The sequence below is a fragment of the Nostoc sp. genome (assembly GCF_036917375.1).
In the GTDB taxonomy this organism is placed as follows: Bacteria; Cyanobacteriota; Cyanobacteriia; order Cyanobacteriales; family Nostocaceae; genus Nostoc.
The window spans coordinates 1-13,686 of record NZ_JBALDN010000118.1 but is presented as its reverse complement, the minus strand read 5'-3'; the positions used below and the strand labels follow the sequence as shown (position 1 = coordinate 13,686).

Genomic DNA, 13,686 nt, shown 5'->3' with positions numbered 1-13,686 from the left:
TTAGCGTAGCGGTAGCGATGCAGGAGCATCATTAAGAATTATTTAATTAGAGGGATTTTCGATAGATAATTCATAGGTGCAAAAAGCAGGTTTTTCTTGTTCTATGATTCTTTCAATAAGTTGTTCGTTGATGATGCCACTAGAAATATTTGAACGCAAACGCACTATAAAATGATATGGTTGTCCGCCTGCTAAAACTGCATTTCCTAATTGTGCATCTCCGATAATAAAACTTGGGCCAAAAGGTTCTGTAATACTAATATGTTTATCAGCTTCATTCGGTAAGTGTTCGTCTAGCGGTAAACCAGTATAAAGATGCAAGTAAAGACGCAATCCTTTACGAGTTCCTCGCCAGCGATAAAGTTCTACGGCTCGGCGAATTAAACGCCGTTGTTGCTGGAGATCCCAAACAGAATCTACTTGCCAAGCAACCCAATGAGCCATAAAAGGTAGTAATGCTTGCGGTGCTGTCAAGGGATCGAGGTTTGCCCACATGACGTTGTAACTATTAACTATTGGTTGAAAAGCTTGCTCAAATATTTTCATGAAGCGACCAATAAAGTCCACTTCCCGATACAAAATTGGCAAGAATTCCATGTAGGCAGTGTAGGGACGGATGTATAAATCGAAATACTCGCTTCTCTCGATTTGTTCGTTGTCCGTGCCTGGGTCTATATGTAAAGTAATTAGACTGCGAAAATTGAGTGTTAGTTTGTCTTTTTTTCCAGGGGAAATCGCTTCTTGGTCTTCAAAAAATGTGTCGGGAATTGAGAAGTAGAGAACAGCATCCATTTGTCCATGAGGCGGTATTTCACTGCCTTCTGTGCCAATCTGACACCACTGCGACGGGAAATTTCCTTCAACGCTTAAGCTTACCCGCAAAGGACGTTGTTCTAAGTTTTGTACTTGCACAATCATCTCGCTGGGATGTCCAGGATGCAAAAGCAAACTACGTCCAGCTACATCGATGTTTTCTGCATTTGCAAATGCTAAACCTGCCACAGGTAAAGCTTCGGGAATTTGCATTGGCGTTAATTGAATGCTTACAGCTGGACTAGAGCGACTTTGAACCATAGTATTGATTGGAGATTGGGGGTAAGAAGAGGCAGGGGGCAGGGGAGCAGAGGAGCAGAGGAGGATAGATAATTAATGATCAATGACCAATGACAAATGACAAATCAGCGATTAATGATTTGGATGTCGTGATTGGAACGCAGATTTGTATCAGCCCAAGAACATATCAAACCTTCCGATCCCGGATCGATCAATTGTTCTGGTGATGGTTGTCGTCGCCAATTTTCTCCTTGCTTGCGGATGGGAAACAGCAAAACCGGGCCTAAATGACGCACGCCTGGGGTTTGTTGCAGTAATGCGACAATATCTGATGTATAAACTGGTCGCCCAAATGGCCAACCTTTGCCGTCGATTCCTCCAGTTAAGGGATTTAAATATTTATACAGCGATCGCCTTAAATTCCGGCGAATTTCTTCGCTGGCAAAAGGATTGTTGTATGCTGGCTCCAAAGCAATTTCTGTCTGTACAGAAACACCTACGTAATTTGGCTCTTGTAATTCTACTTGTACCCCTAATAAGCGTCTTTCATCTAAGTAACTCAAAATTTGCTCTTGCAGGGCATTACTGAGAGCAAAATCTTCTGGTGTCATGCCATTGCCTTGGGCGATCGCATCTGTATTTGCATAAGGAACTACCAGCAAACTAACTATACCAGCTTGTCTCCGAGAATTTGCTGGCAAACACCGGACGCGGGCGATCGCACCTGCACCCGCCTGTTGAGTTAAAACTTCAAAATCTTCAGCAGTGACGGCGCGATCGCGCGTGCGGAGGATGCGGGGAGCCTTCATCACCGCCTGTTCCAGTGACTCGGCATCTGCTCCATTGATTGCTGGTACACGATTGACCACACTAGTAATATATGGATATGCAGACTTCAAAAACTGGATTGCCCCAGTTTGAACATTGCCTTCTCTACCACCGCCTGTACGATAAGTAACCATTTTAATCTCTGCACCACGGGGAGGAATCGCCCCATATTGGTGTTCAGACTGGTTATTTTCTAGAACTTGTACAGATGTGTCATCCAGTGATGGTTGCTGAATTCGCGATCGCACCTGTGTTTGCTGTTTAAGTTGGCTCGGTTCCCGAATCAGCGGCCCAAATTGGATTGTACCAGTGATGGAATCGATGGTGTAATGAAAGTTATGCGGCCCAGAATCAGCAAAATCTCTCACCTCAGTCCACTTTTGCGGCAAACCACCAGCAGGAGTAACTAAAATATACTCATTTTCTCGGCGTTCTAAAATTGGTGCTGTTTGTAACTGGAAACTTTGACCGGGTGTACCATCACTAATTCCCAATCGCTCATCTTGAATCAGCGTACTATGACTAGCCCTAACAGTACCGCCAATTGAACGCACTGCTAAACCAATAATTCGTGGTGGACGATTGTAACCAGTTTCATTGGCTTCTGTGCTTACAAAGCTACAGCGTAACCAGCGACCTCGGTAAGAGGTAAAATTGGCCACAGGCCAAATTTGAGGTAAATGCAGACGTACCTCTGCACCTTGAGAGGGGTTTTCACCTTCTTGGGCGATTTCGTAAAAACTGAAGCCGCGAGTTTTATCATCTGATTCTTGTAATAAAACTGATTGCCAATTTTCCCCATCCCAAGCTTCCCATCTCCGGGGTGGTTGATTGGGGTTAATCCCAGCAGGAGTAGCCGCAGCCCCTTGGAAAATAATTTCTAAAACATTAGCGTCTAAAGGATCGTCAGAATTAATTGCTAAATAAAAGCAGTTACCAGGCTGGGGTTCCTCTTCAAATATCGGTTGTTCATTACCTGTCCAGTAACCGTTAGATTGACGAGTCCAGGAAGTTGTAACTCTTTCGCGCAGAGATTGGGGAATATCTTCGGTAGTTTGGGCAGTTAAGAAATGTTGGATGCGAGGTTTGCCGATAATTAGAGGAGAATCTGTGCTGAAGGTAATTGCTTCTGTTGTCTCAGTGCGAATAGTTGAAGCTTCTAATCCTGCGGGAATCGTGTAGGCTTCAGGTAGTGCAGCGCTTAAATAAAAAGTTAATTCCGTGCGGGCTGGGGCGGGAGGCTGGAGACGAATACCTAGTAATTCTAAAAAAGCAACATAATTTTTTCGGGGTACTTGGTTGAATCTGAGCAACATCTGGTCAGTTAACCAAGCAAATAACTCAATGAGCGTAATTCCTGGGTCGCTGAGGTTGTGGTCTGTCCATTCTGGACAGTAGCGAGGAATACGCATGATACATTCTTGCACCAAATCATCAAAGGCGCGATCGTCTAAGTTGGAAGAAGGTAATTTCGGTAAAAAATCAAAGTTCATACCAATTTTAAAAAAGAATGTGACAGATGCAAGCCTGGAAACCCAGATGAAATTGAGCTTTCTTAATTTTCAATTTTTAATTTTTAATTCGTATCACGCTTCCTCCCCAGCTGACACCAAATAATAAGGATAAACAAAACTATAAATATCGGGCCCGTCTTTAAGTCGATAATTGATGATGATGTCCACTCTGCCACGCACTGGATCGGGATCGGTGATAACTTCATCGATAGTAATGCGTGGTTCCCAAACTTCTAAAGCTTCCAAGACATAAAGGCGGATTCGCAGTAAGGTATCGCTATTTAAAGGTGCAAACGCCAGTTCCGATAAGCGCGAACCAAAGGTAGGTCGATAAACCCGTTCACCTACTCCCGTGCGGAGGATAATCCAAATAGATTCTTTAACTTTTTGATCTTCACGGCTAAGTTGTATCCCACCTTGCACACTTAAATGCAGTGGATAAGCCCAACCTGTTCCCAAATAGGCTTGTTGACGACCGTAAACCATATCTGGCACTTAGACAGCTGTTACATGGATATCTTCAAAGATATCGGCACAGAAGGTTTAAGCCTATTCGCCAAAGGTCGAGGATGAAGGGGCAGGGCAGGGGGGCAGAGGGGCAGGGGGCGAAGGGAGAATGATTTGTAACTGTAATTTGGTATAAATTAAGATTCATAGACGAGTCTTTGATATTCGTGAACGAGTCTTTAATACTCGCGGACAAGTCTTTGATATTCGCGGACGAGTCTTTGATATTCGTGAACGAGTCTTTAATACTCGCGGACGAGTCTTTGATATTCGCGGACGAGTCTTTAATACTCGCGGACGAGCCTTTGATATTCGTGAATGAGTCTTTGATATTCGTGAATGAGTCTTTGATATTCGCGGACGAGTCTTTGATATTCGTGAATGAGTCTTTGATATTCGCGGACGAGTCTTTAATATTCGCGGACGAGTCTTTAATACTCGCAGACGAGTCTTTGATATTCGTGAACGAGTCTTTGATATTCGTAAGGCGCAGTATTCCCCTGCCCCCTGCCTCTTCAATCAACCGCCAATCAAAACAGTGGGATTACCTTTGATAATTTTATTCGGTGGCCCCAATGCTTCTAAAACGGTGTCGCCCATGCGAGAGGCTGGCAGATTGTTAATCAGCACTGTCTGACTACCGTCAATCACAACCCCAGGACCGTGGGGAGGGACAGGCAAGGGTGTGGCGCAATTATGAATATCAGCACCAGCAGCAGCAGCAGCGATCGCACTACCCATAGTAGCAGATGATGTTGCCTTTGTAGTTTGTTCGGCAGCTAAGGCAGCAGGTGCCCCTGGTGTACCAGCCGCCGCTAGGGTAGCAGCCTCAGCCACTTGGATAGCTGTATCAGAAGCTGTTTTAGCAGACTGCAAACCTGGTACTGCGGCGGCAAGTACGCCCCGCCACGCAGGTAAAGACCCAATCAACACATTGGGACTCCCCGGCCCTCCTGTTAAAACTGGGGGTAAGGGATGCGCCACATTGTCGGTAATTCTTGCTGCTGGTCTACCCATCACAACCTCCTATTGTGTTTTTAATTACCTGTTTTCCCGAAAATTACGAATTACGAACTTGTACTGAGCGTAGTCGAAGTATTACGAATTAATTAAGTCGAATCAATGCACCTTTAACTGTAATCGTACCGTTGGCTGAAATGTCTATATTTCCAACAGCATCTAATGACAGATTACCTTTTGACTCCACTGAAACAGATTTAGCCATATCGTCCATTTTGATTCTATGACCGCCTTTGGTTTCAATCTCTATACACCTTTGACTGTCATTAAGATATATTTTGTGACCGTATTCAGTTTCTACACGAATACCTTTTTTGCTAGTTCCTTTATCTTCTTCAACAAACTGTAGAGTATGACCTACACGGGTTTTAATGGTGCGTAATCTTACACCACTTGTAACTGAATCCCTTACCTTTTCCGGTGGTGCATCCTTGCCATTCCATACCCCGCCAATTACGTAAGGACGGTGGATATCGCCATGTTCAAAACCTACTAAAACTTCATCGTTTACCTCTGGTAAACAGTCAAAACCTCTATTTTGACCTGCTCCCACAGCTACAACTCTCGCCCAGTCACTTGTATGTTCTTCTGTGAGCGTGGGAAACTTAACTTTCACCCTACCCCATGCCTCTGGGTCTTTGTTATCAGTGACAATTCCTACTAATAAAGTCTCAGATGGCTGGAGACGTTTTTCTGGAGATAGAGTTGTGAATAAGCTACCAGAACGTAGTCCCCGCACGCTGAAATAAGTTTCATAAACGCGCTGACTGAAAAAATGGCGGGTTTCTGTAACATAATACTTACCACTATAGCGATCGCCCATACCCTCAAGACTAATAACCCGTCCCGGACGAATCTCAGGATTCCCTTCTGCTTTGGCATCTGCGTAAACAAATTCTCCTCCTAGTTCATCACACAAAGCCTGAGCCATTGTATCTGCTTGTTTTTTACTGGCAACAGGTTTATCTACAACAATCATTTTGGGAGACTTAAGATTAGAAAATGCATTACTAGTACTACTTCCTAGCTGATTACCTGTCTCGGTTATTTGCTTTTCTTTCTTGGCTGTTCCACTAATCAATTGTTTCTGGGTATAGTCCCAGGCGCGTACTTCTACAGAACTTATCTGTTCAGCACTGGTAACGCGGGTACTAAATTTATTAATATCAACTAGCCATTTGAGTGATAATGCTCCCTGAGTTTTTGGTTTGCAAAAATTAAGTTTTTCCTCTGTAATAAATAACTCAAAACCAATGCGAGCAGCCCTTTCTCGCAAAAATTCCATATTAGTTTGATTTTCTTGGAAGACATACTTATGAACTTCACCAGTTGCCTCTATATTGCCAAGTTTTATGCCTACTTCTTGAACTATTTGTTTGACTATATCGCTATCAGTTTTATTTAAAAAAGAACGATTATAACGGCCTCTGTGCAAACGATGAGAAATATCATAACCACGAACAATGATATCAGCTTCAGATTTTTCATTGAAGTTAACTTCCATCGCTGTAATTTCGCCTTCAATGAGGAATTCTCCTACCTCCTCTTGAAAGTTATTATCTAGAGTCGTACTCGAAGTAAAACCTAACTTCACTTTTTTCCCAATTTTAAATAAAGGCTCATGTCGCCAAGCTTTGTTTTCTGGCCGATCAGATGCGGGAATATAGCTATTATGGATCACTAGCGTAAACATTGCTGGTAAATGAAGGCTTTCTTCAATTGTGATTTGCAACAAATCCTTCATTAATTCAGGAGAAGCCTGTTTTCCATCTATCTGTATTTTAGGTTCGCTTAAATAAAGGCTTTTTTTTGCAGGCATAATTATTTACTTTATAACTTATGAAATGTTCGGAGCAGCTTTTAATCAGAAAGTAAATACTAATTTTTCACTTTATACCTATTTATTTAATTAATGATTGCAACACATCCTTGGCTAAAGACGCGATGAATCGCGTCTCTACAAATGGTCTATTTGTTGCATTCTTTTTTCAAATTGGTATTACTTATTTTGTCTTACTCAGTGTTTGTCCTTTTTGATCTCCCGCACGAGCATTGCCTTTAGAAGCAGATTCACGTCCTCCAGGAAGGTTATTCTTATCTACTTCTTGCAAGGCTATATCTACCAGTGCCCTGACTGGTGTACCATCACTCAAAAACATATTTAAAGTGTAAGTTAAACTCGTGATTACACAATAAAAATATTCATTTCCCCATGTAAATATATAAACAGGTGGTCGTTTATCAGTTGCTTTGCTTATAGTTTCTACACCTTTCTTAATTTTATCTATATATTTTGTCATCACCGAATCTTTTGTTTCATAAGTATCATAAAGTAATTGTTTGAGTGTGAATTTGTAAGGTTCAACGCCAGAAAAGTTGACTTTTGGAAGTAGAGTAGTTCCTCTATTACCATCCTTACTTTCCCACTTAACAGTCCGAGAGAAACTAATATCTGTAGGATTAAACATTAATTCAATATCTGGCGCTTCACCGTTATAAGCTACAAGTTTGGCTTTCTCAAGTTGCGGTTGACGTTTTTGAATAACAATAATTGCCGGACTTGCCATTTGAGTATTTCTCCAAAAATTAATTCTTGAATACAAATTTACCAAGGTAATCTACCAGAGGAACCACCATGACGTTCTCGCTCAATTTCTATCCGTTGTCGTAATCTGCTATAAACTTCACGAGCTAGAGCTTCAAGATCGGCTGTATCATCTTTATCATCTTCTTGAGAAAATAAGGATGCGCTCTCTATAGTCTCAGTTACTGGTGCTATTTCTCTAGATATGTCGGCTGGAGTAACTTCTCCACTATCAGCAAAGCCTCTAGCTAAAGGAAGGTGTTTGGCAAAAACTTGTGGTGATTCTGAAGCATGAGAAAATTCATAGTTTGGGCTATTAGATTCTTCATCATTAAAATTAAAGCTAGTGAATTCATCATCATTTCCATTTAGTAAATCTTCCACACTTGACCATTGAGAAGGTGTATTTGACCATTGGGAAGATGTATTAGTGGTGGAATTTGCTTTTCGGAAAATCAGGGGAGGTGATGAGTATTGAGGTGAAGCTTCATCTACATGAATTGTTTCATTTTGAAGAGGATTAAGCTGTGAAGAATTTAGAATAGAAAGCTTCTGTTTTCCCATATCCAACCCCAAGGAAGAAGGAATTAAGGAATTGGATACATGAGGGGAGTGAGTCTCAGTAGTTTTTAGTTGTAATGAAGTATCTGGAAAAGAATCGACTTTAGTCGGGGTTTCTGGAGAGGTTGTTTCTTCTGGTTCTTGAGCATTGGATGTCTGTAAACTTGGAAGGATAATATCGTGCGGTGTCCCACCAGCGTTAATGTGATGTAGTAAAGGTAAATTCTTCTGTGCATCCCTGGTATTAATCACAAACTCTCCAGGCGTCAGCATTGCTGGTACAGTATCCGAGGGTGCAATCTGCTGACGATTTTCAACGGGGGAATCTGTTACATGACCACCAGTAGCATAACCTTTAGGTGCTGGCAAATTTTCTGCGATCGCATCTTGCTCAAAATGAGGTGGTGTACTTACCTCATTTTGTAGAGAGGTTGGATTATTTAAGGTATCAACAAAGGTTGGTATTTCAGGATTTGTTACCGCAGAGGTAAATTCTGATTCTACTGTTGGTTCATTGTCAATAATTTTCCTGAAAATACTCGCAGTTTCACCAATCTCAGGCGATGTCGCAGTAATTATTGGTGTTTCAGCAATTTCAGGTGATGTGGCGGTAAGTGGTGCGATCGCAGTTTCAAAATTCTCAAGCGATGTAGCAGTAATTATTGGTGTTTCAGAAATCTCAGGTGATGTAGCTGTAGTTGTTGGTGTTTCAGCAATCTCAGGCGATGTGGCGGTAAGTGGTGCGATCGCAGTTTCAAAATTCTCAAGCGATGTAGGAGTAATTATTGGTGTTTCAGAAATCTCAGGTGATGTGGCGGTAAGTGGTGCGATCGCAGTTTCAGCAATTTCAGGTGATATAGCAGTAATTGTTGGTGTTTCAGCAATCTCTGATGATGTAGCAGTAATTGTTGGTGTTTCAGCAATCTCTGATGATGTGGCGGTAATTATTGGTGTTTCAGCAATTTCAGATGATGTAGCGGTAATTGTTGGTGTTTCACCAATCTCAGATGATGTAGCGGTAATTATTGGTGTTTCAGCAATCTCAGGCGATGTAGCGAGAAGTGGTGCGATCGTAGTTTCAGCAATCTCAGGTGATGTGGCGGTAATTATTGGTGTTTCAGCAATCTCAGGCGATGTAGCGAAAAGTGGTGCGATCGCAGTTTCACCTATTTCAGGCGATATGGCGCTAATTGTCGGTATTTTAGAAATCTCTGGCGATGTGGCGAAAAGTGGTGCGATCGCAGTTTCACCTATTTCAGGCGATATGGCGCTAATTGTCGGTATTTTAGAAATCTCTGGCGATGTGGCGAAAAGTGGTGCGATCGCAGTTTCACCTATCTCAGGCGATGTAGGAGTAATTATTGGTGTTTCAGAAATTTCAGGTAATGTGGCGAAAAGTGGTGCGATCGCAGTTTCACCTATTTCAGGCGATATGGCGCTAATTGTCGGTATTTCAGAAATCTCTGGCGATGTGGCGAAAAGTGGCGCGATCGCAGTTTCACCTATTTCAGGTTGTGTGGCGATAATTGTTGGTGTTTCAACAATCTCAGGTGGTACTAAAATGGGCTGACTTTCTGTAAACTCGCTATTAGTACTCTCAACATAGCTGTCACGTTGCAGTGAAGTCAGATTGGCTGAGACATCTGAGAGATTAACCACCATACCAGACTGTGACTCTGAAATTACTAACGGTTCATTCTTATCATTTCTGAATAAACTAGGTGTATCTTCAATATTGGCTGAGGTAGATGTCAACTGAACAGGTATACTTGCTAGAGGCTCACTTGAAATACTAGAATCAAATTCTTGTTGTATTGCAATAGGGCTTTTTGCAACTGAAGACTTAGAATTAGGTACAGCAATATTCGCCCCTATAGTATTTTCATCATTTGCCAAAGGATGGAGTAAAGTAGGTGCATCATCAAGATCGGGTGAGGTAAGTGCTGACGGCAAAGCTAGAGAATTATCAACTACAGCATTATCCAGCTGCAATGTAGGTATTTCCAAATTAGCCTCAACAGACAGAGGCTCATCTGATGCTAATAAGCTATCTTCATTACCATTAATAGTAGCATTGCTTTCAACAATATTCTTAGCCACAGATGATTTCACTGCTTTTTTAGATTTGGGTTTGGATTTCTTCTCAAGTGGCTTTTGAGATTTCTTTATTTTTTTTGATTTAGATTTACTTTTAGTATTTAGTCGTTGCGAGGTATCATCATTAGTTTTTTTATCAATCCGATTTGGCAGTATCACTGGAATAGTGTCTTTTACTAGTTCACTATTATTAAAATGGCTGTTGTCAGGTATAACTATTGAATCGAAAGAATCAGATTCAAGTAATGCTAAATCACTATTTATATCTTGATTATCCCAACTATCCCAACCTATTAATGGTTGTATCGATGGTTCATGTTCACCAGATAATAAAAATTTAGAGGATGTAACTAAAGGTAGTTTAGTTTGTATGGGGCTAAGAAAATTACTTTGTGAATGCAGAGAATGAGACTGTTTTCTCAATACCATTCTATCAGGAAGAGATAAAGATGATATTACGCCAAGGGGATGAATATTGTTTCCTAGTGGAGATTGAATAATTTGCATAGTTATCGTTTAAAAATAGCCACTTAGCTAGAAACGAAATATCCACTTTTTTGATTCCGTTGTACAGAGGTGCCTCCTCCTGTAGACCTTGCAACTTGTAAGCCTTCATAAGCTAAAGTCAATTCTTCAATGGCAACCGCCTTACCATCTGCTTGGAGTGCAGGTGTTTTCCAGGTTATAGGAATAGCACCAATCAAAGTCCAACTCATCATTGTTTCACCGGCTTGATTGAAAATTAGAATATTGACATTGCGTCGAGCTGTTTTCTTTTTTTCATCAAAAACTGCATTCATCCAGTTCCAAAAACCTGGATGATCGGTAACTCCACGTTTAAGTGTTATATCTGCAAATTCTGTATGACCTAAATAAATTCTTTGTTGGTCGTTAACGCCACCTTCCTGAAAAATATTTTTTTTAATTTGAATACTTAATCCTGAACATTCAGCGAAAGATGCAGCAATAGAACTGTCTATTTCTACATAGAAACGATTAGTAGTGACATAATTTAATTCATGAGTAATGTTGCCATTATTAGCGCCTGTAGCCATCACAACCACCTTTGGGAATTATAATTACCTAGCCTTTCGCGCTGCGATCGCAAATCTTCTAGCAAAAGTTTATACACGTGTTCTGTAAGCTGGTTCATCAGCCGTGAATCGTTGAGATATTTACTTGCCGTTTTAGCCGCCATGCTTGCATCAGATGCCGCCGAAACCCCAGCGTAGCCAGCAGTCCCGCCAACATCTCCATCGAAGGTGAAAAAATTTGGTTGCTGTTTTGAGTCCATAAATAAAAAAACTCTCCCTAAATCCAGGCTAAAGGTAGTGCATCAGAATCAAAAGTAGCCAAAAGTCGAACTTAGTTTTTGCCTGGATTCAGATTTTTGAGCAATTGTGTTACAAGTGCGATCGCCCGATACCATAGAATTGGGTTCTTGAAAATTTATACTTTCGATCAATTGTGTTACAAGTGCGATCGCCACGAGCCAACGCTTGGACAATTTCAGCGAGAGGCGATCGCATAGGATAGATTTTCGGACAATTTAGACTTTGGTGCATTGTGTGGTGAATGCGATCGCGATATTGTCGTTAAAAAATTCCATAGCCCGTATATTCCCGCATTTCAGGAGATTGAAATCCTAGAACAATATCATCTTTTGGAATCCCTCGCTCTACAAGTTCTTGAGCCACTCTCATTTCCGTCATATTCTGCTCAATCGAAATTTTTCCCTGTTTAATATCCAAATGTAAAACACAACCATAGACTCGCCGATGACCATCCCATCCCACATTCATAACCATGTAATGGTCTTGTTTTGTATCAAAAACAGTGTAACAATCAATCTGACCATTCGCTATTGGGATAGCAGCATAAGTCGTCAACAAAGACTGAATTATATGGCGATAAGATTCTAGGGTATCCATTGTACAATTACCTCTTGAATTGGGTCATAAATAATTTGTTTAATCTGATATCTCTCTACAGATATTTGGGCAAATTCCCGTTTGAAAAAAGCTTCATAAACACTTATAGGAACTGCCAAATAGAGAATGCGATTTGAATCGCTGATTTCTAAGGCAAGCCGATAATTTAAAAACTGTCCTAAAGCAGCATGATAATCTGTCAATGGTGAATCACTCAGGAACGTTTTAATCTCAACTGCAATTTTTTCTTCACCTCGCTCTGCCGCTAACAGTTGCTCTGCTCCTAAATCTATTTCAAACTTAGTTCCGCCAACTTCCAGTCGCAGAGGATCATCGGTTATCTTCCACTGCTGTTTTTCTAAAGCAATTCTAACCACAGCATGAAATTTATCTTTAGCTGGCATTGTTAACGTTTTCTGATTTACTTAACATTTTAGGGCGTAGGCGCAGCCCGCACCTCGACACCTTTCGGCTTCGCTCAAGGCAAGAAGCTTAGTGACCACCGCAGGTATCGCCTTTATTGTAATAGCGACTGTCTGAATAGTATTGCGTAGGCAAAGCCCGTCGTAGACATCGCCCATGTATAATTGTTGATAAAATACGATCGCCAATCTTGTAGAGTGCAAAAACGTGCGGGCGATCGCATCTCTTTTAAATAAATTGAGTAAATGGACATAAAATTGTCAAATTATCAGAATTTGCTCACCCTACACCTCTTGAAGCGCGTAGGCGTAGCCCACCGCAGGCATCGCCCGATACCATAGAATCAACTTCCCAAAAACTTAGACTTTCGATAAATTGTGTTATGAGTGCCATCGCAGTACTCTAGATATTATTAACAGTAAAATTATTGATCTAGCTACTGCTTGGGCATCTGGAGAAGAAAATGAGAGAACATGTCAGTCGGCAGAAAAAAACTACTACAGGCTTCTCAATTCCATCCCTGAAACAACCGATACCTGGCTTTGGTTTGAAGTCGTCGGCAATTTCACGCCAAGCAATTCCTGAAATACAACCACTCCATAAACCAGTTACTCACGATATCAGTCGTATACCTCTGCGTACCCAAGCAAAACTCTCAATTAGCCAGCCTGGAGACAAATACGAACAGGAAGCTGATAGCGTTGCACAGCAAGTAATGCAAAGAATGGCGCAACCTGTAAATCACCAGTCCATCCATCGAGTTGCATTGCCAGATTCAGAAGAATTGCAGATGAAACCTCTAGCGAATTCCATCACTCCTTTGGTGCAACGTCAAGAAGTGCCAGAGGATGAAGAAGAATTGCAGATGAAATCCCTCGACAATAGCACATTGCAACGTCAAGAAGTGCCAGAGGATGAAGAAGAATTGCAGATGAAATCCCTCGACAATAGCACACTGCAACGTCAAGAAGTGCCAGAGGATGAGGAAGAATTGCAAATGAAATCCCTGAAATCCCTCGACAATAGCACACTGCAACGTCAAGAAGTGCCAGAGGATGAGGAAGAATTGCAAATGAAATCCCTCGACAATAGCACACTGCAACGTCAAGAAGTGCCAGAGGATGAGGAAGAATTGCAAATGAAATCCCTCGACAATAGCACACTGCAA

General features: G+C 41.4%; 13 protein-coding genes. 1 reads left to right on the top strand and 12 read right to left on the bottom strand.

Annotated elements, in window-relative coordinates:
- Nucleotides 1–42 precede the first annotated feature (42 nt).
- The 12 genes from V7K45_RS32255 to V7K45_RS32200 form a co-directional block, all read right to left on the bottom strand.
- The gene (locus tag V7K45_RS32255) at nucleotides 43–1,074 is read right to left on the bottom strand and encodes a phage tail protein (RefSeq protein WP_335009980.1); all 1,032 of its coding nucleotides are present in this window, start codon (nucleotides 1,072–1,074) and stop codon (nucleotides 43–45) included.
- A gap of 104 nt (nucleotides 1,075–1,178) precedes the next feature.
- Nucleotides 1,179–3,374 carry a putative baseplate assembly protein gene (locus V7K45_RS32250; protein WP_335009978.1) on the bottom strand — a complete coding sequence of 732 codons (2,196 nt, stop codon included), beginning with the start codon at nucleotides 3,372–3,374 and terminating at the stop codon, nucleotides 1,179–1,181.
- Nucleotides 3,375–3,467: 93 nt separating this feature from the next.
- Nucleotides 3,468–3,881 (bottom strand): GPW/gp25 family protein, encoded by a 414-nt coding sequence (locus V7K45_RS32245; protein ID WP_335010097.1) that lies wholly within the window; start codon nucleotides 3,879–3,881, stop codon nucleotides 3,468–3,470.
- Between the two features lie 540 nt (nucleotides 3,882–4,421).
- Nucleotides 4,422–4,919 carry a PAAR domain-containing protein gene (locus V7K45_RS32240; RefSeq protein WP_335009976.1) on the bottom strand — a complete coding sequence of 166 codons (498 nt, stop codon included), beginning with the start codon at nucleotides 4,917–4,919 and terminating at the stop codon, nucleotides 4,422–4,424.
- An 88-nt stretch (nucleotides 4,920–5,007) separates the two neighbouring features.
- Nucleotides 5,008–6,741 carry a VgrG-related protein gene (locus tag V7K45_RS32235; RefSeq protein WP_335009974.1) on the bottom strand — a complete coding sequence of 578 codons (1,734 nt, stop codon included), beginning with the start codon at nucleotides 6,739–6,741 and terminating at the stop codon, nucleotides 5,008–5,010.
- Between the two features lie 184 nt (nucleotides 6,742–6,925).
- Nucleotides 6,926–7,489, bottom strand: a complete 564-nt coding sequence (locus V7K45_RS32230) for a CIS tube protein (protein ID WP_335009972.1) — start codon at nucleotides 7,487–7,489, stop codon at nucleotides 6,926–6,928.
- 38 nt (nucleotides 7,490–7,527) lie between these two features.
- Nucleotides 7,528–10,671: a hypothetical protein gene (locus V7K45_RS32225; RefSeq protein WP_335009971.1), complete on the bottom strand. Its 3,144-nt coding sequence runs from the start codon at nucleotides 10,669–10,671 to the stop codon at nucleotides 7,528–7,530.
- A gap of 23 nt (nucleotides 10,672–10,694) precedes the next feature.
- Nucleotides 10,695–11,219 (bottom strand): phage tail protein, encoded by a 525-nt coding sequence (locus tag V7K45_RS32220; RefSeq protein ID WP_335009969.1) that lies wholly within the window; start codon nucleotides 11,217–11,219, stop codon nucleotides 10,695–10,697.
- Nucleotides 11,219–11,458: a hypothetical protein gene (locus tag V7K45_RS32215; RefSeq protein WP_335009967.1), complete on the bottom strand. Its 240-nt coding sequence runs from the start codon at nucleotides 11,456–11,458 to the stop codon at nucleotides 11,219–11,221. Before V7K45_RS32215 ends, V7K45_RS32220 begins: the two co-directional genes overlap by 1 nt.
- A 109-nt stretch (nucleotides 11,459–11,567) precedes the next feature.
- A complete protein-coding gene (locus V7K45_RS32210) occupies nucleotides 11,568–11,729 on the bottom strand; it encodes a hypothetical protein (RefSeq protein WP_335009965.1) in 162 nt (53 codons plus the stop codon).
- Between the two features lie 30 nt (nucleotides 11,730–11,759).
- A complete protein-coding gene (locus V7K45_RS32205; RefSeq protein WP_335009963.1) occupies nucleotides 11,760–12,095 on the bottom strand; it encodes a XisI protein in 336 nt (111 codons plus the stop codon).
- Entirely contained in the window at nucleotides 12,083–12,499 is a 417-nt protein-coding gene (locus tag V7K45_RS32200) for a XisH family protein (protein ID WP_335009961.1), read from the bottom strand. The genes V7K45_RS32205 and V7K45_RS32200 overlap by 13 nt, the downstream gene beginning before the upstream one ends.
- 482 nt (nucleotides 12,500–12,981) lie before the next feature.
- Here V7K45_RS32200 and V7K45_RS32195 point away from each other — a divergent pair.
- On the top strand, nucleotides 12,982–13,686 hold a 705-nt coding region (locus tag V7K45_RS32195), incomplete at its 3' end, for a hypothetical protein (RefSeq protein WP_335009959.1).

Bases quoted from the DNA above. Each gene is read 5' to 3' on its own strand.
- V7K45_RS32240 (WP_335009976.1), bottom strand. From the start codon at position 4,919: ATGGGTAGACCAGCAGCAAGAATTACCGACAATGTGGCGCATCCCTTA.
- V7K45_RS32245 (WP_335010097.1), bottom strand. From the start codon at position 3,881: ATGGTTTACGGTCGTCAACAAGCCTATTTGGGAACAGGTTGGGCTTAT.
- V7K45_RS32200 (WP_335009961.1), bottom strand. From the start codon at position 12,499: ATGCCAGCTAAAGATAAATTTCATGCTGTGGTTAGAATTGCTTTAGAA.
- V7K45_RS32205 (WP_335009963.1), bottom strand. From the start codon at position 12,095: ATGGATACCCTAGAATCTTATCGCCATATAATTCAGTCTTTGTTGACG.
- V7K45_RS32210 (WP_335009965.1), bottom strand. From the start codon at position 11,729: ATGCACCAAAGTCTAAATTGTCCGAAAATCTATCCTATGCGATCGCCT.
- V7K45_RS32215 (WP_335009967.1), bottom strand. From the start codon at position 11,458: ATGGACTCAAAACAGCAACCAAATTTTTTCACCTTCGATGGAGATGTT.
- V7K45_RS32235 (WP_335009974.1), bottom strand. From the start codon at position 6,741: ATGCCTGCAAAAAAAAGCCTTTATTTAAGCGAACCTAAAATACAGATA.
- V7K45_RS32250 (WP_335009978.1), bottom strand. From the start codon at position 3,374: ATGAACTTTGATTTTTTACCGAAATTACCTTCTTCCAACTTAGACGAT.
- V7K45_RS32220 (WP_335009969.1), bottom strand. From the start codon at position 11,219: ATGGCTACAGGCGCTAATAATGGCAACATTACTCATGAATTAAATTAT.
- V7K45_RS32230 (WP_335009972.1), bottom strand. From the start codon at position 7,489: ATGGCAAGTCCGGCAATTATTGTTATTCAAAAACGTCAACCGCAACTT.
- V7K45_RS32225 (WP_335009971.1), bottom strand. From the start codon at position 10,671: ATGCAAATTATTCAATCTCCACTAGGAAACAATATTCATCCCCTTGGC.
- V7K45_RS32255 (WP_335009980.1), bottom strand. From the start codon at position 1,074: ATGGTTCAAAGTCGCTCTAGTCCAGCTGTAAGCATTCAATTAACGCCA.